Raw genomic sequence first — 22,458 nt, 5'->3', positions numbered from 1 at the left:
TCGACAGACACGGCCACCGGGCCTGTTACAGCCCCAGTTCCCGGGCGATCAGCATCAGCTGGACCTCCGTGGTGCCCTCCCCGACCTCCAGGATCTTGGAGTCCCGGTAGTGGCGCGCCACGGTGAACTCGTTGATGAAGCCATAGCCGCCGAATACCTGGGTGGCATCCCGCGCGTTGTCCATGGCCGCCTCGCCTGCGACCATCTTAGCTATGGCCGCCTGGGTCTTGAACGGCTTGCCGGCGAGCATCCGGGCGGCCGCATCGTAGTACGAAAGACGGGCCGTATGGGCGCGCGCCTGCATGCGGGCGATCTTGAAGGCAATGGCCTGGTGCTTGCCGATATTGGTTCCGAAGGCGCTGCGGTCCTTGGCGTAGCGGACCGAAAGATCCACGCATCCCTGCGCAGCGCCGGTGGCCAGCGCGGCGATGGCGATCCTGCCCTCATCCAGGATGGACAGGAAGTTGGCGTAGCCCCGCCCCCGCTCTCCCAGCAGGTTCGCCTCGGGAACAGTGACGTCCCGCAGCGTCAGGGGGTGCGTGTCCGAGGCGTTCCAGCCCACCTTGTTGTACGCCTTCTCGGCCTTGAAGCCGGGCGTGTCGGTGGGAACCAGGATGGTGGAGATCTCCTTCCTGATGCTGCCGTCCTTGCGCTCCTGCTGCCCCGTGACGGCGGTGACGGTCACCAGCTTGCTGATGTCAGTTCCCGAGTTGGTGATGAATTCCTTGTTGCCGTTGATGACCCAGTTCTTGGCGTCTCCGCCGCCTTCCAGCCGGGCCGTGGTCTTCGTGCCGCCGGCGTCCGAGCCGGCCTCCGGCTCGGTCAGGCCGAAGCCGGCGAGCGCCTTTCCGGACGCGAGCAGCGGCAGCCATTCCTGCTTCTGGGCCTCGGTGCCGAAGCGGTAGACGGGCATGGCGCCGAGCGAAACGCCCGCCTCGAGCGTGATGGCCACGGACTGGTCCACGCGCCCCAGCTGTTCCAGCGCGAGGGCCAGCGCGAAGTAGTCCCCGCCCATGCCGCCGTATTCCTCCGGGAACGGCAGGCCGAACAGCCCCATGTCCGCCATCTGCGAGACCACTTCGTAGGGGAAGCTGTGTTCCTCGTCGTGCTTGGCGGAGACGGGGGCCACCACCTCGTCAGCGAATTCGCGGACGGTCTTGCTGAGGTCCTGGTATTCCTCGCTGAGGTCAAAATCGGCCATGGCTAGGCCTCCTTACGTTCATCTGTTGGATCCTGCGCTGCGGTGCCGGCCGCGTCGGGGTCGTGCCCCGCCGGCTGGTCCGTGTGAATGGTTGCCGCGTGAATGGTGGCGACGACCTGGCCGGCCTTGACCAGGTCGCCGGTGGCGACGGTGATATGGACTGTGCCGGAGACTTCGGCCACGAGCTGGTGCTCCATCTTCATGGCCTCAACGGACAGCAGCACCTGTCCTGCCGTCACTCGCTCGCCGTCACTCACCGGCACCGCGACGACGGTCCCGGGCATGGGTGCCCGGACCTCCGGATCCGCGGCGCCCTCTTCCCGCTCGACGGCGGCCAGCACCCGCTCCAGGCGGGACTCGCGGGTGAGCACCTCGAGGCGGCAGGACCAGCCCTCGTTGCCGAGGAATAGCTCCGACAGGACGCGGGGGTCGGGCTCGAACCAGCTCTGGGCGGGAGGACCGGTGTGAACGGCGGCAAGTCCGTAGCTGGTGTCTTCGCCGTTAAGGGTGAGCACCGGACGTTGGCGACCCGTGTACTCCAGGAGGGCCGGGAGCTGCGGCCCTCCGTTCACGCTCACGGCGACACCGTCCCCTGTGACGGGGCCCCACACGTCCACGGTGGCGACTGCGCCGTCGGAGGTTGCCAGGCTGATCCGGCGCGGCGCCGCGGCACCGAGTCGCCAGCCGTCGCGGCGGTGCCACGGGCCGGCCGCCGGTTCTTGCTGGTGCTGTTCCTCCATGCTGGCCAGGGCATACAGGGCGGCGGTGACAAGTTCGGCATCGCCCGGCTGGCGGAACGTGAACTGCGGCATCTTGCGCTCGATCAGGCCGGTGTCGAGGCGGCCGGCACGGACGTCGGCGTCGTTGATCAGTAACCGCAGGTATTCGACGTTGGTGGCGATGCCCAGCACGGTGTACCCGGCGAGCGCCTCGTCCAGGGCGTCAAGGGCCGCGGCGCGGTCCTCACCCCACGCGATGACCTTCGAGATCATCGGGTCATAGCTGGACGAGATCTCCAGGCCGTCCAGCAACGCCGAGTCCACCCGGACGCGCCCCCGGACTGTTTCGACTTCCACGCGGACAGGAGCGCTGGGGCGCTGGGCGGGGCCGGGGATCTCGTCCAGCAGGAGCACTGTTCCGGTGGAGGGCAGGAAGTTCTTCTCCGGAACCTCGGCGTAGACACGCGCCTCCACGGAGTGGCCGGTCAGCACGACGTCGTCCTGCTGCACCGTCAGTTCCTCACCGGCGGCGATGCGCACCTGCCAGTCGACAAGGTCGGTGCCCGTCACCATTTCCGTCACCGGATGTTCCACCTGGAGGCGGGTGTTCATCTCCATGAAGAAGAACTCGTCCGGGGAGTCGTCCGAAACGAGGAACTCCACAGTGCCGGCGCCGGCATAGTGGACACTGCGGGCGGCCTGGCACGCAGCCTCGCCAATCTTCGCGCGGACTGCCTCGCCGTCGGACAGAGATTCCAGCAGCGGTGACGGCGCCTCCTCGATGACCTTCTGGTGCCGCCGCTGCAGGGAGCATTCGCGCTCCCCCAGGTGGATGACGTTGCCGTGCGTATCAGCCAGAACCTGCACCTCGATGTGCCGCGGTGAGGTCACCAGGCGTTCCAGGAACAGGGTGTCGTCTCCAAACGCGCTGGCAGCCACCCGCCGTGCGGTGGCCAGGGCGGCCGGCAGGTCCTCCGGGCGCTCCACGGCATGCATTCCCTTGCCGCCGCCACCCGCCGAGGGCTTGATCAGCAGTGGGAAGCCTACGGCCGGGGCGGCGGTGATGAGTTCCGCATCCGTCATGCCGGGCTCGGCGATGCCCGGGACCACCGGAACGCCATATCCCGACACGTGGTTCTTCGACCGGATCTTGTCGCCCATGACCTCCAGTGCTTCGACCCCGGGTCCAATGAAGGCGATGCCGGCCGCATTCAGCGCCCTGGCGAAGTCCGCGTTCTCACTCAGGAAGCCGTAACCGGGGTGCACCGCCTGGGCACCGGTGTCCTGGCAGGCTCTGATGATCGCGTCGATGCTGAGGTAGCTCTGGACCGCCGCGGCGGGCCCGATCCGGACGGCGGCGTCCGCCTCGCGCACGTGACGGGCACCGGCGTCGGCATCGCTGTAGACAGCAACCGAACGGATGCCCATGGCACGCAGTGTCCTGATCACCCGGCAGGCAATTTCGCCGCGGTTGGCCACGAGGACCGTGCGGAACAGGGTTTCGGTAGTCATTGCTGGCTCACATTCGGAAGAGGCCGAAGGAGGTCTCCGGCAGCGGGACGCGGGAGACAACGTCGAGCGCCAGGCCCAGGACGGTGCGGGTGTCGGCGGGGTCAATAATGCCGTCGTCCCAGAGCCGCGCTGTGGAGTAGTAGGGGCTGCCCTGGTCCTCGTACTGCTGCCGGATGGGGGCCTTGAACTCCTCTTCATCCTCGGCGGGCCATTCCTGCCCGGCCGCCTCGAACTGGTCCCGTTTGACGGTGGCCAGGACGCTGGAGGCCTGGTTGCCGCCCATCACTGAGATCCGGCTGGCAGGCCACATCCACAGGAAGCGCGGCGAATAGGCCCGGCCGCACATCGAGTAGTTGCCGGCGCCGAAGGACCCGCCGATCACCACGGTCAGCTTGGGAACGCGCGTGGTGGCCACGGCGGTGACCATTTTGGCGCCGTTCTTGGCGATCCCGCCCTGCTCATAGTCCTTGCCCACCATGAAGCCGGAGATGTTCTGCAGGAAGAGCAGCGGAATGCCGCGCTGGTCGCACAGTTCGATGAAGTGGGCGCCCTTGAGTGCCGACTCGCTGAACAGAACGCCGTTGTTGGCCACGATGCCCACAGGGTGTCCGTGGAGCCTGGCGAATCCCGTCACCAGGGTGGGGCCGTAGTTCTTCTTGAACTCATGGAAGCGGCTGCCGTCCACCAGCCGGGCGATCACCTCGCGGACGTCGTACTGCGCGTTGACGTCCGTGGGGACGGCGCCGTAGAGCTGGCCGGGGCCGGCGGCGGGTTCGACGGCGGTTTCCACGTCCCAGGCCGGCGCGGCGGGCCGGGGCAGCGTGGCCACGATGTCGCGGACGATCTGCAGGGCGTGCTCGTCGTTTTCGGCGAGGTGGTCCGTGACGCCGGAGATCCGGGAGTGCACGTCGCCGCCGCCAAGCTCCTCCGCGCTGACGATTTCGCCGATGGCTGCCTTCACGAGGGGCGGGCCGCCGAGGAAGATGGTGCCCTGGTTACGGACGATGACCGTTTCATCGCTCATGGCGGGAACGTAGGCGCCGCCTGCGGTGCAGGAGCCCATGACCGAGGCGATCTGGGGAATTCCGGCAGCAGACATCCGGGCCTGGTTGTAGAAGATCCGGCCGAAATGGTCCCGGTCCGGAAAGACCTCGTCCTGCTTGGGGAGGAAGGCTCCGCCCGAATCCACGAGGTAGATGCACGGGAGCCGGTTCTCGAGCGCGATCTCCTGGGCCCTGAGGTGCTTCTTCACCGTCATGGGGTAGTAGGTGCCGCCCTTGACGGTGGCGTCGTTGGAAATCACCAGCACGTGGCGGCCGTGCACCAGGCCGATGCCTGCGATGATGCCGGCGCCGGGCGAATCGTCGTTGTACATGCCGTTCGCAGCCAGCGGGGCGATCTCGAGGAAGGGGCTGCCGTCGTCGAGAAGCCGGTCGATGCGCTCCCGGGGAAGCAGCTTGCCCCGCGCCATGTGCCGTTCACGGGACTTCTCCGGCCCGCCCAGCGCCGCCGTGGCAAGACGTTTCCGCAGCTCATCGGCGAGCGCGCGCTGCGCAAGGCTGTTGGCCTCGAATGCGCTGCCTGCGGCGTCCAGCCGGCTGGCGAGTGTCTCCATTGACCGCTTCCATTCCCGGGCACGTCCGGCGGCAGTCCTGCCGCATTTCGGTTAGTGCCTCGTAACTGAGATTAGGTTAGTCTCTAGTAACTGTGATGTCCAACACAGGATGTTGGTAGAGTTCTTTGGGTTCCGAGGAGGAAATGTGCCCACCACAGATCGAGAGCTCACTGTTCCCGGCCAGGCCGCAGCCGGCCGCGAGACTACCAGCCCGACGCAGCGCAGCCGGGCGAAGGAGTCCCGCCGGCAGGCGCTCCTGTCCGCCGCGGCCACGCTCTTCGCCGTCAACGGGTTCAACCGGGTCTCCCTCGAGGACCTCGGCGCCGCTGCCGGCGTGAGCGGACCCGCCGTGTACCGCCACTTCCCCGGTAAGCAGGCAGTACTCGGCGCGCTGCTGCTCACCGTCAGCCAGGACCTGCTCGACGGCGGCCGCCACGTGGTTGCCGACGCCGCCGAGCCCTCCGCCGCTCTCAACCGGCTGGTGCAGTTCCACGTGGACTTTGCCCTCAGCAACCCCGACGTGATCCGGGTGCAGGACAGGGATTTCAGCAACCTGACCGGCGAGGACCAGGCACAGGTGCGTGCCCTGCAGCGCAGCTACGTGGAGGTGTGGGTCGACGTGCTCGCCGGCATCCACGGCACAACAGACACGGCCGACCTCCGCATGCGTGCCCACGCGACATTCGGCCTGATCAACTCCACGCCGCACTCCGTCCGCGACCACGGCAGCCGGATGGCCATCAAGTCGGCGCGTCCGCTTCTGGAGAGCATGGCGCTGGCGGCCCTGCTGGTGACAACGAGCCCGCTCGCCGAGTAGCTCCCCCGGCCCCAGTCGCCCTCTGGCAGCCCCTACCCTGCCTGGCCCCGCGCCCTGCCTGGCCTCCACCCTGTCTGGCCCCGCGCCGAAACGGGGCACTTTGGCGCCGACACGCCGGGGTTTCACCGGTTAATCCCCGAATGCGGCTCCAAAGTGCCCCGTCTTGGTTGCCGGGTTCCTTGGTTAAGGGCTGCGGCTAGGCCATCGCGAAGGCCATGCCGGGATCAGCAAGAAGCGCACCGACGTCGGCCAGGAACCTGGATCCCTGTTCCCCGTCCACCAACCGGTGATCGAAGGAGAGGCTCAGCGTCATGACCTGCCTCAGCGCGACCTGGTCCTGGTACTCCCACGGGGTTTTCCGGACGGCGCCCATGGCGAGGATCGCGGCCTCCCCGGGGTTGAGGATGGGCGTGCCGGCGTCAATGCCGAAGACACCGATGTTGGTGATGGAGATGGTGCCGCCCGAGAGGTCTTCCGGGCTGGTCTTGCCGGCCCTTGCGGTGTCCGTCAGTTCTGCGAGCGCGGCGGACAAGTCAACCAGTGCCAGCCGGTCCGCATCCTTGATGTTGGGAACGGTGAGACCACGCGGGGTTGCGGCCGCGATGCCCAGGTTCACGTAGTTGAACTGCACGATCTCCTGGTTGGCCTCATCCCATCTGGCGTTCAGGCCGGGATTGCGTCGCAGGGCAATCAGGACAGCCTTGGCCACGAGGGTCAGCGGCGTGAGCTTGTGGCCGGCGAAGGCCTTGCTTTCCTTAAGCCGGGCCAACAGCTCCATGGCCGGAGTGACGTCGACAGTCAGGAACTCCGTCACATGGGGCGCCGTGAAGGCGCTGCTGACCATGGCAGCCGCCGTGAACTTGCGGACACCCTTGATCGGCGTGCGCACTTCACGCTCGGCCCGTGCCGGCGCGGGCTGAACTTCCTGTGCTGCCAGCTCCTGGGCGGCCGCGGGAAGATCCCCGCCGCCCACGAAATTGCGCACGTCGTCACGGGTAATGAGACCGCTGGGGCCGGTCCCTGCGACGCGCTCAAGATCGACTCCGAGGTCCTTGGCCAGCTTGCGGACTGGCGGCGTGGAACGGGGCCGCTCGGCTGCGTTGGTGTCCGGGGTCCCGGTGTCGGCAGGGCGGGTTTCGACAGGCTCAACCACCGGGGCAGACTCAACCACTTGGGCCTGGGTTTCGGGCTCAGCCGGCGGGGCGGGCTCCGCCAGCGTTCGCTGCCGTCGCACGGGACGGCCGGTGCTTTCGACGACGGCGCCGTACCCGACGAGGTTGGGTTCCCTTTTGGGGAGCGCTGCCTCAGCCGGAGCGGCAGCGGCCGCCTGGTTGCCGGCGTCGTCCTTTACCTCGAACGAGACAATCGGTTTGCCCACCTCCACGACGGTTCCCGGCTGTTCGTGCAGGGCCGTGATCACGCCTGCGAACGGTGAGGGCAGCTCCACCACTGCTTTGGCGGTCTCCACCTCGGCGATGATCTGGTTCAGGCTGACGGTGTCGCCGACCCCCACTTTCCAGCTGACGATTTCGGACTCTGTCAGTCCTTCGCCGAGGTCGGGCAGCCGGAATTCTTTGATCATGGTGGCCGTCATCCTTCCAGCCCGCTCAGCGAATTCGGCCGGCCCAGCGCGCGGTCCACGCCGTCGAGGATCCGGTCCAGATTCGGAAGGTGGTGCATCTCCACCTTCGAATAGGGGTACGGCACGTCAAAGCCGGTGACGCGGACGGGTGCCGCCTCCAGGTGATAGAAGCAGCGCTCGGTGATGCTGGCCGCAACCTCGGCGCCAAGACCGCCCGACTGCCCGGCCTCGTGGGTGATCACCAGCCTGCCCGTCTTGCGGACCGAGGCCTCCACGGTGGCGAAATCCACAGGAGCGAGTGACCGCAGGTCAATGACCTCCACTGAGACGCCTTCGTCCGCGGCCGCGGTGGCCGCGTCGCGGGCCGTCTTCACCAGCGGTCCGTAGGCCACCAGGGTGACGTCGCTGCCATCGGTGACCACCCGGGCCTGCCCCATGGGCGGAGCTGAAGAGGGATCAAGCGACTCGTCCACTTCGCCTTTGTCGTGGTAGCGGCGCTTGGGCTCGAAGTACACCACGGGGTCATCGCAGGAAATGGCCTGCTGGATCATGGTGTGGGCGTCCTGCGGGCTGGCCGGGGTGACCACCCGCAGGCCTGCCGTATGGGCGAAGTAGGCCTCCGGCGACTCGGAGTGGTGCTCCGGCGACCCGATGCCGCCGCCGAACGGGATGCGGATGGTGATGGGCATTTTCACAGCCCCGCGGCTGCGGTAGTGCATTTTGGCCACCTGGGACACGATCTGGTCGAAGGCGGGGTAGACAAAACCGTCGAACTGGATCTCCACTACCGGCCGGTACCCGCGGTAGGCCAGGCCGACAGCGGTACCCACAATGCCCGACTCCGCCAGGGGCGTGTCCACGACGCGGTGCTTTCCGAAGTCCTTTTGCAGCCCGTCCGTTACCCGGAAGACACCGCCGAGGGTGCCGATGTCCTCGCCCATGAGGAGTACCTTGGGATCATTGTCGAGGGATCTGCGGAGGCCTGAGTTGATTGCCCGCGCAAAGGTCATCTGCGTCATCAGCGTGCACCTTCTTCTTGTGTTGCCGCTTCGGGATCGCCGAAGGAGGCAAGGTAACGGGAGTAGTGGTCCTGCTGGCGGTCCAGCCAGGAGTTGGGCGTGCTGTACACGTGCTTGAAGACGTCCAGGGGTTCGGGATCCGGCATGCCTACGCAGCCGGCACGAAGCTCGCGGGCGACGGCGTCAGCCTTGGTCCGCACGCTGGCTTCGAACTCTTCGGTGAACAGGCCCTTCCGCTCTAGCAGCGCATGGACCCGTCCAATCGGATCCTTGGCCGCCCAGTCTTCGAGTTCGTTGGGGTCACGGTACCGGGTGGGGTCATCCGCCGTCGTATGCGGGCCCATCCTGTAGGTGACGGCCTCGATGAAGGTGGGACCGCCGCCCCGGCGGGCCCGGTCGAGGGCCACGCGCGTGGCTGCCATGACCGCCAGCACATCGTTGCCGTCAACCCGCATGCTGGGGATGCCGAATCCGGCCCCGCGGTCCACAAGCTGGGTGTGGGACTGGAGGCGCACCGGTTCAGAGATGGCCCAGTGGTTGTTTTGGCAGAAGAACACCAGGGGCACCTGGAAGCTGGCGGCAAAGACCATGGCCTCGTTGACGTCGCCTTCGCTGGTGGCGCCGTCGCCGAAGTACACAATCGCTGCGGAGTCGGCGCCGTCGTTCTGGATCCCCATGGCGTATCCGGTGGCATGCAGCGTCTGTGCGCCGATGACGATCTGCGGGATGGCCATGTTGACCGTATACGGGTCCCAGCCCCCGGAGGCAGCGCCGCGCCAGACGCGCAGGATGTCCGGCAGGTCCACCCCGCGGCAGTAGGCCACGCCGTTCTCGCGGTAGCTGGGGAAAATAAAGTCGTCATCCCGCAGGGACCGCACGGATCCCACCTGCGAGGCCTCCTGGCCCAGCAGCGGCGGCCAGAGGCCCAGTTCGCCCTGACGCTGCAGCGCTGTTGCCTCTTTGTCGATCCGCCGGATCACCACCAAGTCCTCGTAGAGCGAGCACAGCTGCTCGTCTGATACATCCCTGACCCAGGGGTCATATTCCGGATGGCTGACGCGCTCCCCCGCGGGGGTGATCAGCTGGACCATGTTGTGGCCTGCGCCACCCTGGTGCCCTGCATTGTTGTCCCGGCCGGCGGCTGTTCCGCCCTGGCCCGCATCGTCTGTCACCACTGTTGCCGCAACCTTCTGACGTCGTGTAACCATCCCGCGGCAGGACTCGTGATACCGCCGCATTCCGGCCTCCCGGGCGCCTTTGCCCCGATTAATTGTGACCATACTCACAATGTTCAGGTGGTACAACCACCGCGGCGAAAACTGAGCACAATGCACTGTTTGGCAGCCTCAGACCGTGCTAGCCTTGCGCATTATGCAAGCTTTGGATGGCACAGACACCCGACTGCTCTCCGCCCTCGCGCAGGACCCGCGCCGCACTGTGGTGGCCCTGGCCCAGAAGCTCGGCCTCTCCCGCAACACCGTCCAGGCGCGGATGGCCCAGCTCGAGAAGAAGCACGCTTTCCTGTCGTTCGAGCGGCGCATCAATCCGGCGTCCCTGGGGTATCCGCTGATGGCTTTCATCTCGGTCCATGTCCAGCAGCAAAAGCTCGGCTCGCTCGCCGAGGAGTTGGCGGCTGTGCCGGAGATCCTCGAGGGCTACGGCCTGACAGGCTCTGCTGACCTGCTGCTGCGCGTGGTGGCTCTGGACGCCGAAGACCTCTTCCGGATTAACGGGAAGATCCTGGCCTGCGACGGCGTCGAGCGGACCGACACCGCCCTGGCGATGGGTGAACTGATACCTTTCCGGATCCAGCCATTACTTGAGCGCAACTCATCCGAAGACTAGGCGCACCTGGGGGTCTGCAACGAGGGGAAACCATTACTGTTCCTGGCGTTTTCGATGCAAAGCCGCGGGCGCTATAGGCTGTTCCACAAAAGTGACTGGGCGCCGGCTGTGCCCCGTTAGTTGGAGCGCCGCTGGTGCGGTGCCGGAAAGGCCCAACCCTTGAGCAATCCTCCGCTCCCTCCGCAGCAGCCCGGACCCTACCAGCCGGGACCGCAGCAGCCCGGCCGACAGCGACCGCAGGGCCGGCGGGCGCTTCCGCCTTCCCCGTTCGGCCTACCGGGCCTGCCACCGCCCAAAAGCCGCAAGGGCCTTTGGATCGTGGTGGGCATTGTGGCAGGCGTGCTCCTGGTGGTAATTGTCGGTGTCCTGCTCCTGATCAACCTGGTGGGCGGGTCCACCCGTCAGGCCGGGGACCTCGCGGACGACTTCACCAAGCTGGTTATCGCCGGCGACACGGACAAGGCCTACAACGACTACATGGACCCGAGCCTCAAGGAGCAGCTGAGCCGCGAGGAATTCGCGTCAGGCGTCAAGAGCCTCCAGCTGGACCCGTCCTGCACCACGGCCTACGACGACCTCAAAGTCAGCACGCAGGACGGCAACAACATTGCAGATGTCGCCGGGCTCATCAAATGCCAGGGCAAGGACATCGAAATGGTGTACCGCTTCGCCGGCAAGGACGAACTGAAGCTGGTCACCATCAAGCTCCGGCCAAAGGCCTGACCCTCATCTGACCGCGCACCCATCCAAACGGCCACCGGACCCGAATTGCTTCCGAGAGTCCCAGCCGGGGCTCCGCAAATCTGGCCAGGGCAACTGCCCCTGGCCGGCAACCGGAAGGAATTTGGGCCATGCGCAACTCACCGAACCGTCTTATCGCCACTGTCTTCGGAGCCGTTTACCTGCTGGTGGGACTCGTCGGCTTCGCCGTGACGTCTGGAGTCGGTTTCTTCTCCACTGAAGGCTCCAACCTGATCATCTTCGAGGTCAACCCGCTGCACAACGTGATCCACCTCGCGATCGGCGCCGCCCTCCTCTACGCCGGAGTCAAGGATGTCCAGCTGGCACGCACCATCAACACTGCGGTGGGTGCGGTGTACCTGCTTGTGGGCATCCTCGGCCTGTTCCTGCTCAGCTCGCCCCTGAACATCATTGCCCTCAACGGCGCGGACAATGTTCTCCACCTGGCGAGCGCCGTCCTGCTGCTCGGCGTCGGCCTGTCCCTGGACAAGGTCCCCGCCACCGCCCGCGCCTAGAAGACCCGCGACTAGAAGATCTGCGCCTAAAAAATGATGACCAGCCAGGCCATCGCGGCTGTTCCGGCAACGCAGGGAACGTACCGTTCCGATGCCGTCCGGCTCTTCGCCGGCTTTGCCGGCCTCGGCGCCGCAGCGGTCAACCTCGCTGTCGCCTCCAGCCTGTTTGCTGCCGCCGGCGCGGACTTCCCGGGCAGGACGGCCGGCGCGGCGGCCGCCCTGCTCTGGGGTGCAGCGCTGCTGGGGTGGACGGTCGCCGGGCTGACCAGGAACCGTTTCCCGATGCCGCGGGCCTCCGCTCTCCTGCTGGCCGGGGCAGCCGCCACGCACGTGGCGGCCGTTGTCCTTGGCGCAGGGAGCGGCATGGCCGGCCTGGGCATCAGCCACCTCGCCGCCCTGCTGCTGACCCTCATGATCCTCGCGGCCACGTCATGGCTCGGCCGCAGGTCCCCGGGTGTTGCAGGCGGACCGGGCCGGAACGCCTCGGGCCGCCTGGGCGCGGGAACCCTCCTCGCCGCCGCCTTCGCCGGCGCACTGCTGGTCGCCGCCATCACGACGCCGGGACTCGCCGCATCGACGGCGGGCCAGTTCGCGGTGCCGCACGGTGAACACGCCGGGAGCCACCACTCGCCCTGAGTCACGGGCCTGTACTCTCCGGCGGCGCCGAGCCCGACGGCGGCAGACACAGGCAGGAGCCCCCGCGCGGTGCGCGGGGGCTCCTGCCTGTGCTTGACCAGCTAGTGTTCCACGGCCTTCTCCGCGCCCACCCCGGTCAGAGACCGGACTTCCATTTCGGCCTGCTTGCTGCGGTCCTCCTGCCTCCTGTCCAGGACCGTGCCGAGCCAGCCGAGCAGGAAGGCCAGCGGGATGGACACGATGCCCGGGTTGCTCAGCGGGAAGACGGCGAAGTTCGCGCCCTTGATCATGGAGGTGGCGCCACCGGACACGACCGGCGACAGCGCGATCAGGATGATGGCCGACGCGAGCCCGCCGTACATGCTCCACACCGCACCCTGTGTGGTGAACCGGCGCCAGAACAGGGAGTAGATGATGGTGGGCAGGTTGGCGGAGGCGGCCACGGCGAACGCCAGCGCCACCAGGAAGGCCACGTTCTGGCCATTGGCGAAGATCCCGCCCAGGATCGCGAGGACGCCAATCACAATCACAGTGCGGCGGGCCACCTTAACTTCAGTCTCGGCGTCGGCCTTTCCTTTCGCGATGACGTTGGCATAGATGTCATGGGCGAACGAGGCGGCCGCGGTGATGGTGAGTCCGGCGACGACGGCGAGGATCGTGGCGAAAGCCACGGCCGAGATGAAGCCCAGCAGCAGCGGGCCCCCTAGATGGAAGGCCAGCAGCGGCGCCGCGGAGTTGACGCCGCCGGGGGCGCCCTTGATGGTGTCCGCCCCCACCAGGGCAGCGGCGCCATAGCCGAGGACCAGCGTGAAGATGTAGAACAGCCCGATCAGCCAAATGGACCATACGACCGACTTGCGGGCTTCCTTGGCCGTGGGCACGGTATAGAAGCGCATCAGCACGTGCGGCAGGGCGGCCGTACCCAGCACCAGGGCCAGGGCCAGGGACATGAAGTCCAGCTTGGACGTTTCTGTCTTGCCGTACTGCAGGCCGGGGTTGAGCACGGCAGGGTTGTTCGCCGCCTCGGCCGCGCCGCCCAGCAGGCTGGAGAGGTTGAACCCGTAGATGGCCAGGACCCAGAGTGTCATGACGGCGGCACCGGCGATGAGCAGGCAGGCCTTGATGATCTGCACCCAGGTGGTGCCCTTCATGCCGCCGATCAGGACATACATGATCATCAGGGCGCCGACGACGATGATCACCAGGGCCTGTCCGCCCCAGTCGCTGATGCCGAGCAGGAGAGAGATCAGGCTTCCGGCGCCCGCCATCTGAGCCAGGAGGTAAAAGAAGCAGACGGCCAGGGTGGAGATGGCGGCCGCGATGCGTACCGGGCGCTGCCGAAGGCGGAACGACAGGACGTCGGCCATGGTGTACTTGCCCGTGTTCCGGAGCAGCTCCGCCACCAGCAGGAGCGCCACCAGCCAGGCGACCAGGAAGCCGATGGAGTACATGAAGCCGTCGTAGCCGTTGATGGCGATGGCGCCGGTGATGCCCAGGAAGGAGGCCGCCGACAGGTAGTCGCCGGCGATGGCGGTGCCGTTCTGTGAGCCGGTGAACGAACGCCCGGCCGCGTAGTAGTCGGCGGCCGTCTTGTTGTTCCGGCTGGCCCGGAGAACGATGACCATGGTGACGGCGACGAACAGGGCGAAGATGCCCATGTTCAGCAGCGTGGTGTCCTTGAGTGCGGCGACGTCAACCGCTGCGGGAATGGTGATCATTTTGCTTCACCGCTTACTGAACGGCCCTGCGTGCCGCCGGACTTGTCATACTCGTGGCCTTCAATGCCGTGCCGGATATCCGCGGCGATCGGGTCCAGGCGCCGGTTTGAGTAGCTGACGTACCAGCCGGTGATGGCGAAGGTGGTCACGAACTGCAGCAGCCCCATGATGATGCCGACATTGATGTTGCCCCACACCTTGGTGGACATGAAGTCCACGGCGTAGGCGGCAAGGATGACGTACGCGAAGTACCAGAGCAGAAACGCGATGGCCATGGGGAACACAAAGCTGCGGTGGCGCTTGCGCAGTTCCTGGAACTGCTGCGTGGCCTGGACTTCCTCGAAGTCGGCGGACGTCGCCGCGGCCGGGGTTCGGGCATCGTTACCCATCATTCCTCCTCGTTGAAATGAGCTCGCACACGGCCGCACTGCACCAGCCAATGTGACTGTCATCACTGTGCGCCGAGGAGGCGCCGATATGCCAGTGGTTGCGCGCTCCCGTCGGTCAACGGCGGCGCTGTTGCGCCAAACGGCACGCGCTACGCTGGCAGCATGCCGGACTCCCCTCTCTATTCCGCGGCCGCCATGGCCGTCATCGCGCTCGCGGTGGCCGTCGTCGTCGCCGTTGGACTCAAGGTGCTGCGCTCCTTCCGCGAGCTGGGGACCGACGCTGAGCGGGCCACCTACAACACCCTCCACGCCGCGTCGAAAGCCGGACGGCACCTGCGGACGGGTTTGAACCCCGCGGGTGCCGCCAAGGCAAGCCGGCAGCTGCGGGCCCTGCTTGGCTGTGACGCGCTGGCCATTCTGGACGTATCCGGCGTGCTGGCCTGGGACGGGGCCGCCGAGGAGCTGCGTCCCGGTCTGATGGCGCTGGCCGCGGACGTGCTCTCGAGCGGCAGGACCCAGGTGTTCAACGCCGCCGACCTGCAGCTCCGCTCCCCCAAGTCCGGATCCGTCGCCGCCGCCGTCGTGGCCCCCGTCCGGTCCGGCGCGCGCGTGGTGGGAGCCGTGGCGGCCTTCGCACCGCAGGCGGGCGCAGGGCTGGTGCGCGCCACCACCGAAGTGGCCGACTGGGTGGCCGCACAGGTGGAGCTGGCCGAGCTGGACGCGTCCCGGACGCTCCTGATGGAGGCAGAGGTGCGGGCCCTCCGCGCCCAGATCAGCCCGCACTTCATCTACAACTCGCTGAACGCCATCGCATCCTTCATCAACACCGATCCGGCCCGGGCACGCGAACTGGTGATGGAGTTCGCGGACTTCACCCGGTACTCGTTCCGGCGGCACGGGGACTTCACCACGCTCGCCGAGGAGCTGCGGTGCATAGACAGGTACCTGCTGCTGGAGCGGGCACGGTTCGGCGAGCGTGTGCAGGTCAGCCTGCGGATCGCCCCGGAGGTGCTGAGCACGGTGATCCCGTTTCTAAGCCTGCAGCCGCTCGTGGAGAATGCTGTCCGGCACGGCCTGGAGGCTAAGGAGGGTCCGGGGCACATCACCATCGCAGCCAACGACTTGGGTGCCTTCGCGGAGGTCACCATCGAGGACGACGGCGTGGGCATGGACCCGGTACAGCTGCAGTCCATGCTGGCCGGCCACGTGGACGGTGAGCACGTGGGCCTGCGGAACGTCGATGCCCGGCTCCGGCAGGTGTACGGTGACGATCACGGACTGGTGATCGAGACGGCTCCCGGCGAGGGCACTCTCATCACCATGCGGGTCCCGAAATCGCAGCCGGACCATGATGCCTGAAACTTGTTGCGCCGTAGGTTCTTAGCCCGAAGCAGCGGGCCCGAAAGATAATGTAGGACCATGATTAACGTTCTCGTCGCCGACGACGAACTCCCCGCGGTTGAGGAGCTTGCCTTCCTCCTGGGCCGTGATGACAGGATCGGCACCATCCTGCGCGCCTCCTCGGGCGCCGAGGCGCTGCGGGTCCTCGACGCTGAGACGGTGGACGCCGTCTTCCTGGACATCCACATGCCGGCGGTATCCGGCCTGGACATCGCCCGGGCCATTTCCCGCAGCAGCCGCCCGCCCGCCGTCGTTTTCGTGACAGCCGACGAGGACTGCGCGCTGGAGGCATTCGAGCTGGCGGCCGTCGACTACCTCCTCAAGCCCGTTCGGGCCGAGCGGCTGGCCCGCTCCGTGGGCCGGATCAGTGAACTGATCCGTGACGGCGGTGCCACCCCGGAGATGATTACCGTGGACCAGGGCGGTACCACCAGGATGATCCGGCGCGACGACGTCACGTACGTCCAGGCACAGGGCGACTACGCCCGCCTCCACACCGCCGATGCCAGCTACCTGATCCGGGTTCCCCTCGCCGACCTGGAACAGCAGTGGGCGGACGCGGGCTTCATCCGCACCCACCGGTCCTACCTGGTGGCCCTCGCCCACGTCTCCCACCTCAAGCTCGCCGCGGTCCGCCCCAGCGTCTCCGTCGAGGACGCCGAACTGCCGATCAGCCGGCGGCACCTGCCGGCCGTCCGCGAGAAGCTTGAGGCAACAAGGATCCGGCCGCAGGCATGACGCGTGTCAGGGTCACGGCGCCCCGTTCGGCGTCCCGCATTCCGGCCGACTCCTTATCCGAACCTCGGGAGTCCGCCGAGGAGTCGGCCGTGGGCCAGGTGTTCGTCCGCTCGCTGATCCGCTCCCAGCTCCGGCTTGCCCTGGTGGTGGCCGGCGGCTTCCTGCTGATCCTCGGCGCGTTTCCGCTGCTGCTTGCCGCGATACCGGCCCTGGCGCAGACCCGGATTGCCGGGATCCCGTTCGACTGGCTGCTGCTGGGCGCCGGGATCTACCCCGTGACCGGGATCAGTGCCTGGCTGTACATCCGCAGCGCGGCACGGAACGAAGCCCGTTACCGCGACCTCGCAGGGGGAAAGTAATGCTCCGGAAGGTGATCCTCCGGTGAATCCTGCAGTGGGCATCGCGGCGGTGGCCGCCGTTTCCGTGGCGACGGCGGTGATCGGCTTCTACGGACTGCGGATCTCCCGCACCACCGGGGACTTCTATGTCGCCTCCCGAACAGTGCCGCCCTGGTGGAACGCGTCGGCCATTGGCGGGGAGTATCTTTCCGCCGCGAGTTTCCTGGGCGTGGCCGGCCTGATCCTGCTGTCCGGCACGGATGCCCTCTGGTACCCCGTGGGCTACACCGCCGGGTACCTGATGCTTCTGCTGTTCGTGGCCGCGCCGCTCCGGCGTTCCGGCGCCTACACCATTCCCGACTTCACCGAAGCCAGGCTCGATTCGCGGGCGGTGCGCCGTGTCACCAGCCTTGCTGTGGTGGTGGTGGGGTGGCTCTACATCGTCCCGCAGCTGCACGGTGCTGCCCTGACCATCCGGACCACCACCGGCCTGCCGTCCTGGGCCGGTTCAACCGCCGTCGTGGTGGTGGTGTGCCTCACCGTGGTGGCCGGCGGCATGCGCTCCATCACCTTCGTCCAGGCCTTTCAGTTCTGGCTGAAGCTGACGGCACTGGCTGTGCCCCTCATCTTCATTTTGCTGGTGCTGGCGGAGGATGGCGCTCCCGCCCTGCCGCCAGTGGCCACGAACCCTGGCGGGGCGAATCCGGCCAGCCCCTACCAGAGCATCTCACTGCTCGTGGCACTGCTGTTCGGAACACTGGGACTGCCGCACGTCCTGGTCCGCTTCTACACCAATCCGGACGGGCAATCGGCGCGCCGGACCACGCTGATCGTGCTGGGCCTGCTGTCTGTTTTCTATCTGTTCCCGACGGCGTACGGACTGGCCGGGCGCCTGTTCGCCCCGGACCTGGCACGGGAGGGGCAGGCGGATGCCCTGGTGCTGCTGCTTCCGGGCCGCCTCGTCGGGGGCACGGCCGGCGAGCTGCTGTCCGCGCTCGTCGTGGCGGGGGCCTTCGCCGCGTTCCTGTCCACAACGTCGGGGCTCGTCGTCTCACTGGCCGGTGTGATCAGCCAGGACGTGCTGGGCGGCAGCGTGCGCGGTTTCCGGGTGGCGGCCCTGGTCTCGATCACCGTTCCGCTGGGCCTGGCGCTCATGACGGACTCGCTGGCCCTCGCCGGGAGCGTGGGCCTGGTCTTCGCCTTTACGGCGTCCACCATATGCCCGGTCCTGCTGCTCGGCATCTGGTGGCGCGGCCTGACCGACGCCGGTGCCATCACCGGGATGGTGACCGGCGGCCTGCTGTGCGGCGGCGCCATGGTGGCCGGGACGGTGCTCGGTGTGGCGGGAACGCCGCCGTGGCTGGCGCAGCCCGCTGCATGGACGGTGCCGGCAGCCTTCACCATGATGGTCCTGACGTCGCGTGCCACCAGTTCCCGGGTGCCGCGGACCGTCACCAGGGTGATGACCAGGCTGCACACGCCTGAGCGGCCGCTGGTTACGGAACGCTGAACGGCCGGGCCGGGGTCAGGCTGTCAACGGAAGGTGACCGTCGGGCCCTCGCTGAGCGGCCGGGCCGTCAGTCGATGGCGGCCATCAGCTCGACCACACGGTCGAGGAAGGCGTCCACCTGGGTCTCCTCGTAGCCGTCCTTGCCGGCGGCAGGACGGAAGACGGCCCGGCGCACGTTGTCGACACTGAGGGGCTTGTCCTGTTCCAGGTAGCCGATCAGGTCCAGGCACAGGGCGTCCACGTCTTTGGTGTTGTAGCTGCGTGCGTTTTTCTTGACCGGGCGGCGGAACCTCTCGCCGTCGGGCCGGTGCAGGCGGCCGCGGAGCGTCCCGGAAAGCTGTCCGATCTGACGGAGCCAGGCGTCCTCGCCCCGTTCGGCGATGAGGTCGTCCCGCTCCCGGCGGGCGAAGGCGTCTTCCAGACGGTCCAGGGCGGCGTCCACGGCGGTGGCGGAGTATCCGCCCTTGATGGGGTCGAAGGACACGGACCGGACGTCGGCGCTCTTGAGGGGGCGGGCGGCCGCTTCGGGCGTCTCCAGCGATACGCGGGCCTGCTGCAGGAACTGGTCCACCTGCTTTGCGTTGTAGCCGTATTCCGTCCGCGCCACGCGCTCGAACGACGCCGGAACCTGCCGCTTGCTGTCCACTCTCACCATGTTTCCTTCGATACTTCTTCGGCGGGTCGTAACCGCATTATTCTAGGGCGTTGCGGAGGGCGTGGTGCCAGAGCACCTGCCGGGAAGCCCTGCTGGGAAAATGCCAGTCCGGGGGAAAACTCAGGTCCCGGAAAACAGGACGAAAAGCATGAAGGCCACCGGCGAGGCAAACACAATCGAGTCGAGCCGGTCCATCACCCCGCCGTGTCCTGGCAGGATGCTGCTCATGTCCTTGACGCCGAGTTCGCGTTTGACCATCGATTCGGCCAGGTCTCCGGCGGTAGCGGCCGCAACCATGCCGATGGCAAGCACAACCCCCACCCACCAGGGCTTGTCCAGCAGGAAGATGCTGGCCAGGATCCCGACGAGCATGGCGCCCGCGATGGATCCGGCAAAACCCTCCCAGGACTTTTTCGGGCTGATCTTTGGCGCCATCGGGTGCTTGCCCAGCCGCGCGCCCACGAGGTACCCGAACGTGTCGTTGGAAACCACCAGGAGCAGCAGGATGACGATCTGCCAGGCGCCCTCCGGCACAGTCCCGCCGGGCCATGGGCCCACCGGGGAGGCGCCGCCTTCGACGTGCAGCGGCAGCGCGGCGAAACTGATCAGGAAGGGCACCCAGGCGAGCGTGAACACTCCGGCGAAAATGCTGCGGGCCGAGCCGGTTGCGCTTTCCACGGACCGCCAGAGGAGCGCCGCCACGCTGCTGGCGAGCATCGCGAACAACAGGCTTTCCAGCCCGCCGAAGTAGGCCGAGAACGGCATGGCCACCGTGCCAACCATGACGGGCACGATGGGCAGCCGTGTGCCATTGGCTTCGAGCGCCCGGAAGACCTCCCACACGCCGAAGGCGGCGAAGGCGGTAACCACGGCGACAAAGCCGAGCGGCAGGAACAGCAGCCCGCCGAGCACCGCAAGCAGCATGGCCAGGCCCACCGCGATTGCCGCCGGAAGGTTGCGCCCGGCCCCGGGGGTGGGGTTGGCCCTTGGCTGGCGGGTCCGGGTTCGGGCCCGCGCACCGGGGGCCTGCTGTGCCTGGCCCATCAGACCTCGAGCAGCTCAGCTTCCTTGCGCTTGAGGAGCTCGTCGATCCCCTCGACGTGCTGCTTGGTGATCACGTCGAGTTCCTTTTCGCCGCGGGTGCCCTCGTCCTCGCCGGCTTCGCCGTCCTTGACAAGGCGGTCCAGGGTTTCCTTGGCCTTGCGGCGGATGTTGCGGATGGACACCTTGGCGTCCTCACCCTTGGCCTTGACGATCTTGACGTATTCCTTGCGGCGTTCCTTCGTCAGCTCCGGGATGGTGATGCGGATGACATTGCCGTCGTTGGACGGGTTGGCGCCGACCTCGGAGTCGCTCAGAGCACGTTCGATGTCGCGCAGGGCGGTCTTGTCGAACGGCGTGATGAGGATGGTGCGGGCATCCGGGATGGCGAAGGACGCCAGCTGCTGCAGCGGCGTGGGGGTCCCGTAGTACTCCACCATGACCTTGTTGTACAGTCCGGGGTTTGCCCGCCCGGTGCGGATCGAGGCGAAGTCTTCCTTGGCTACCTCAACCGCCTTGTCCATCTTGTCTCCGGCTTCGAGCAAGGTTTCTTCGATCACGATCTCTCCTCAGAAATTTGGTTCCCGGCCAACCGGGGCATTTCACAAACCTGGTCCCGCCCAGTGGCGGAACCGTCCTAGAAATATCCTAGCTGTAACTAGGGCGTGACCAGCGTTCCCAGCTTTTCGCCGCGGATGGCACGCGTGACGTTGCCTTCGCCTTCCATGCCGAACACCACCATGGAGAGCTTGTTGTCCTTGCACATGGTCATGGCGGTCTGGTCCATGACGCGGATGTCGCGGCGGAGGGCGTCGTCGTAGCTGAGGTTTTCCAGCTTCTCGGCGCTCGGGTCCTTCTTCGGGTCGGCGGTGTACACGCCGTCTACGCCGCTCTTGGCCATGAGCACCACATCGGCGTGCACCTCGAGTGCACGCTGGGCGGCCACGGTGTCCGTGGAGAAGTACGGCAGGCCTGCGCCCGCACCGAAGATGACCACGCGGTTCTTCTCCATGTGGCGGATGGCGCGGCGCGGAATGTAGGCCTCGGCTACCTGTCCCATGGTGATGGCGCTCTGGACCCGGGTCTCAACACCGGCCTGCTCCAGGAAGTCCTGCAGGGCGAGGCAGTTCATGACGGTTCCCAGCATGCCCATGTAGTCGGCACGCGAACGGTCCATGCCGCTCTGGGACAGCTCGGCACCTCGGAAGAAGTTGCCGCCGCCAACCACGATGGCCACCTCGACGTCGGGGACGGCGGCAGCGATCTGCTTGGCCACTGCGCGGACGGTGTCCGGGTCGACGCCCAGCTTGCCGCCGCCGAAGACTTCACCGGACAGCTTCAGGAGAACCCGGCGCCTGCTCTTCTCTGACTGGACGGGAGTATTGACGGCTTCCATGGTGCCTTCCGGTTGGTGAACTCTGAGCTAGGTTATCGCGCATCCGGCCAGCGCTCATATTTCTTATGGGGCCGGTGCATGCAAAAGGGGCGGCCACCGAAGTGGCCACCCCCTTGCTTGTCAGACTAGGAGCCGACGCGGAAACGCGTGAACGCGGTTCCCTTGACGCCGGCCTCTTCGAGGACCTGCGCCACAGACTTCTTGGCATCCTTGGCGAAGGCCTGGTCAACCAGGACCTCACCCTTGTAGAAGCCGGTAACGCGGCCTTCGACGATCTTGGTCATCGCAGCTTCGGGCTTGCCCTCGGCCTTTGCGGTTTCCTCGGCGATGCGGCGCTCGGACTCGACGAGCTCGGCCGGAACGTCCTCGCGGGAGAGGTAGTTCGGAGCCATGGCTGCAACGTGGACGGCAACATCGTGTGCTGCGGTGGCAGCTGCTTCGCCTTCGCCGTCAACAGCGAACAGGACGCCGACCTGGGCCGGGAGGTCCTTGGACGTCTTGTGCAGGTAAGCGTCGACCGTAGCGCCCTCGATGCGGGAGATGCGGCGGACAACGACCTTTTCGCCGAGGATAGCGCCCTCTTCGACGACAACCTCGGACAGCGGCTTGCCGTCAACATCGGTGGCGAGCAGGGTCTCGAGGTCGGCAGCACCGGACTCAACGGCGACGGCCAGGACCTTGTCAGCCAGCTGGATGAACTTGTCAGCCTTGGCGACGAAGTCGGTCTCGCAGTTGACCTCGATCATTACGCCGACGCCGCCAGCGACCTTGGCTGCAACCAAGCCTTCAGCGGTGGAGCGGCCTTCGCGCTTGGTGGCGCCCTTCAGGCCCTTGATGCGGATGATCTCGATCGCCTTCTCGGCGTCGCCGTTGGCCTCATCGAGAGCCTTCTTGACATCCATCATGCCGGCGCCGGTGCGCTCGCGCAGAGCCTTGATATCAGCGGCAGTGTAGTTCGCCATGTGAACCCCTCTGTCTAGAAAATTTTTGTGTGTACGGACCGACAGGACGGCAGCTCACACTGTGAGCGGCCATCCTGTCAGTTGCCCGGACGCTGCTAACAGCGCCCG

At 66.9% G+C, this 22,458-nt stretch carries 22 protein-coding genes; 9 read left to right on the top strand and 13 right to left on the bottom strand.

Features of this window, described 5'->3' with window-relative positions:
* Positions 1–25: 25 nt before the first annotated feature.
* Genes ACHMXB_RS03115 through ACHMXB_RS03105 form a run of 3 tightly spaced genes read right to left on the bottom strand, consistent with a single transcriptional unit; the run spans position 26 to position 5,047 of the window.
* A complete protein-coding gene (locus ACHMXB_RS03115) occupies positions 26–1,201 on the bottom strand; it encodes an acyl-CoA dehydrogenase family protein (protein WP_395402686.1) in 1,176 nt (391 codons plus the stop codon).
* Between the two features lie 2 nt (positions 1,202–1,203).
* Complete coding sequence (locus ACHMXB_RS03110; protein WP_395402684.1) at positions 1,204–3,432, bottom strand: acetyl/propionyl/methylcrotonyl-CoA carboxylase subunit alpha; 2,229 nt, start codon at positions 3,430–3,432, stop codon at positions 1,204–1,206.
* 7 nt (positions 3,433–3,439) lie between these two features.
* Complete coding sequence (locus ACHMXB_RS03105) at positions 3,440–5,047, bottom strand: carboxyl transferase domain-containing protein (RefSeq protein WP_395402682.1); 1,608 nt, start codon at positions 5,045–5,047, stop codon at positions 3,440–3,442.
* 145 nt (positions 5,048–5,192) lie between these two features.
* Here ACHMXB_RS03105 and ACHMXB_RS03100 point away from each other — a divergent pair, with 145 nt between their 5' ends.
* Positions 5,193–5,864 carry a TetR/AcrR family transcriptional regulator gene (locus ACHMXB_RS03100; RefSeq protein ID WP_395402680.1) on the top strand — a complete coding sequence of 224 codons (672 nt, stop codon included), beginning with the start codon at positions 5,193–5,195 and terminating at the stop codon, positions 5,862–5,864.
* Between the two features lie 196 nt (positions 5,865–6,060).
* Here the strand turns inward: ACHMXB_RS03100 and ACHMXB_RS03095 are convergent, their stop codons facing one another.
* The 3 genes from ACHMXB_RS03095 to pdhA are packed head-to-tail and all read right to left on the bottom strand — an operon-like array spanning position 6,061 to position 9,640.
* Positions 6,061–7,458 carry a dihydrolipoamide acetyltransferase family protein gene (locus tag ACHMXB_RS03095; protein ID WP_395402678.1) on the bottom strand — a complete coding sequence of 466 codons (1,398 nt, stop codon included), beginning with the start codon at positions 7,456–7,458 and terminating at the stop codon, positions 6,061–6,063.
* On the bottom strand, positions 7,455–8,465 hold the full coding sequence (locus ACHMXB_RS03090) for an alpha-ketoacid dehydrogenase subunit beta (protein WP_395402676.1): 1,011 nt from the start codon (positions 8,463–8,465) through the stop codon (positions 7,455–7,457). Before ACHMXB_RS03090 ends, ACHMXB_RS03095 begins: the two co-directional genes overlap by 4 nt.
* Positions 8,465–9,640 carry a pyruvate dehydrogenase (acetyl-transferring) E1 component subunit alpha gene (gene pdhA / locus ACHMXB_RS03085; protein WP_395402674.1) on the bottom strand — a complete coding sequence of 392 codons (1,176 nt, stop codon included), beginning with the start codon at positions 9,638–9,640 and terminating at the stop codon, positions 8,465–8,467. Before pdhA ends, ACHMXB_RS03090 begins: the two co-directional genes overlap by 1 nt.
* A gap of 196 nt (positions 9,641–9,836) precedes the next feature.
* Between pdhA and ACHMXB_RS03080 the strand changes: the two genes are divergently transcribed.
* From ACHMXB_RS03080 to ACHMXB_RS03065, 4 genes are all read left to right on the top strand, one after another.
* Complete coding sequence (locus ACHMXB_RS03080) at positions 9,837–10,310, top strand: Lrp/AsnC family transcriptional regulator (protein ID WP_395402672.1); 474 nt, start codon at positions 9,837–9,839, stop codon at positions 10,308–10,310.
* A gap of 321 nt (positions 10,311–10,631) precedes the next feature.
* Entirely contained in the window at positions 10,632–11,033 is a 402-nt protein-coding gene (locus ACHMXB_RS03075) for a hypothetical protein (RefSeq protein ID WP_395402670.1), read from the top strand.
* A gap of 128 nt (positions 11,034–11,161) precedes the next feature.
* Complete coding sequence (locus ACHMXB_RS03070; protein ID WP_395402668.1) at positions 11,162–11,566, top strand: DUF4383 domain-containing protein; 405 nt, start codon at positions 11,162–11,164, stop codon at positions 11,564–11,566.
* Positions 11,567–11,599: 33 nt separating this feature from the next.
* On the top strand, positions 11,600–12,202 hold the full coding sequence (locus ACHMXB_RS03065) for a hypothetical protein (RefSeq protein WP_395402666.1): 603 nt from the start codon (positions 11,600–11,602) through the stop codon (positions 12,200–12,202).
* A 101-nt stretch (positions 12,203–12,303) separates the two neighbouring features.
* Here the strand turns inward: ACHMXB_RS03065 and ACHMXB_RS03060 are convergent, their stop codons facing one another.
* Both ACHMXB_RS03060 and ACHMXB_RS03055 read right to left on the bottom strand, forming a co-directional pair.
* Positions 12,304–13,920 carry a cation acetate symporter gene (locus ACHMXB_RS03060; RefSeq protein WP_395402664.1) on the bottom strand — a complete coding sequence of 539 codons (1,617 nt, stop codon included), beginning with the start codon at positions 13,918–13,920 and terminating at the stop codon, positions 12,304–12,306.
* A complete protein-coding gene (locus tag ACHMXB_RS03055) occupies positions 13,917–14,309 on the bottom strand; it encodes a DUF485 domain-containing protein (protein ID WP_395405095.1) in 393 nt (130 codons plus the stop codon). The genes ACHMXB_RS03060 and ACHMXB_RS03055 overlap by 4 nt, the downstream gene beginning before the upstream one ends.
* Positions 14,310–14,471: 162 nt before the next feature.
* Between ACHMXB_RS03055 and ACHMXB_RS03050 the strand changes: the two genes are divergently transcribed.
* The 4 genes from ACHMXB_RS03050 to ACHMXB_RS03035 are packed head-to-tail and all read left to right on the top strand — an operon-like array spanning position 14,472 to position 18,296.
* The gene (locus ACHMXB_RS03050) at positions 14,472–15,668 is read left to right on the top strand and encodes a sensor histidine kinase (RefSeq protein ID WP_395402662.1); all 1,197 of its coding nucleotides are present in this window, start codon (positions 14,472–14,474) and stop codon (positions 15,666–15,668) included.
* 60 nt (positions 15,669–15,728) lie between these two features.
* A complete protein-coding gene (locus ACHMXB_RS03045; RefSeq protein ID WP_395402660.1) occupies positions 15,729–16,448 on the top strand; it encodes a LytR/AlgR family response regulator transcription factor in 720 nt (239 codons plus the stop codon).
* Entirely contained in the window at positions 16,445–16,807 is a 363-nt protein-coding gene (locus tag ACHMXB_RS03040) for a hypothetical protein (protein ID WP_395402658.1), read from the top strand. Before ACHMXB_RS03045 ends, ACHMXB_RS03040 begins: the two co-directional genes overlap by 4 nt.
* A 22-nt stretch (positions 16,808–16,829) precedes the next feature.
* Positions 16,830–18,296, top strand: coding sequence for a cation acetate symporter (locus ACHMXB_RS03035; RefSeq protein ID WP_395402656.1), 1,467 nt, complete (start codon positions 16,830–16,832; stop codon positions 18,294–18,296).
* 67 nt (positions 18,297–18,363) lie between these two features.
* Here ACHMXB_RS03035 and ACHMXB_RS03030 read toward each other — a convergent pair whose 3' ends face one another.
* The 5 genes from ACHMXB_RS03030 to tsf all read right to left on the bottom strand — a co-directional run bounded on the left by ACHMXB_RS03030 (position 18,364) and on the right by tsf (position 22,350).
* Positions 18,364–18,951, bottom strand: coding sequence for a DivIVA domain-containing protein (locus ACHMXB_RS03030; RefSeq protein ID WP_395402654.1), 588 nt, complete (start codon positions 18,949–18,951; stop codon positions 18,364–18,366).
* A gap of 120 nt (positions 18,952–19,071) precedes the next feature.
* On the bottom strand, positions 19,072–19,995 hold the full coding sequence (locus tag ACHMXB_RS03025; protein WP_395402652.1) for a phosphatidate cytidylyltransferase: 924 nt from the start codon (positions 19,993–19,995) through the stop codon (positions 19,072–19,074).
* The gene (gene frr / locus ACHMXB_RS03020; protein ID WP_395402650.1) at positions 19,995–20,552 is read right to left on the bottom strand and encodes a ribosome recycling factor; all 558 of its coding nucleotides are present in this window, start codon (positions 20,550–20,552) and stop codon (positions 19,995–19,997) included. The genes ACHMXB_RS03025 and frr overlap by 1 nt, the downstream gene beginning before the upstream one ends.
* Before the next feature lie 98 nt (positions 20,553–20,650).
* Positions 20,651–21,388 (bottom strand): UMP kinase, encoded by a 738-nt coding sequence (gene pyrH, locus ACHMXB_RS03015; RefSeq protein ID WP_395402648.1) that lies wholly within the window; start codon positions 21,386–21,388, stop codon positions 20,651–20,653.
* Positions 21,389–21,513: 125 nt separating this feature from the next.
* Positions 21,514–22,350 carry a translation elongation factor Ts gene (gene tsf / locus ACHMXB_RS03010; protein ID WP_102970811.1) on the bottom strand — a complete coding sequence of 279 codons (837 nt, stop codon included), beginning with the start codon at positions 22,348–22,350 and terminating at the stop codon, positions 21,514–21,516.
* Between the last annotated feature and the right edge of the window lie 108 nt (positions 22,351–22,458).

Source organism: Arthrobacter sp. UC242_113 (assembly GCF_044054585.1).
Lineage (GTDB): Bacteria > Actinomycetota > Actinomycetes > Actinomycetales > Micrococcaceae > Arthrobacter.
This window is presented reverse-complemented; position numbering and strand designations above follow the sequence as displayed.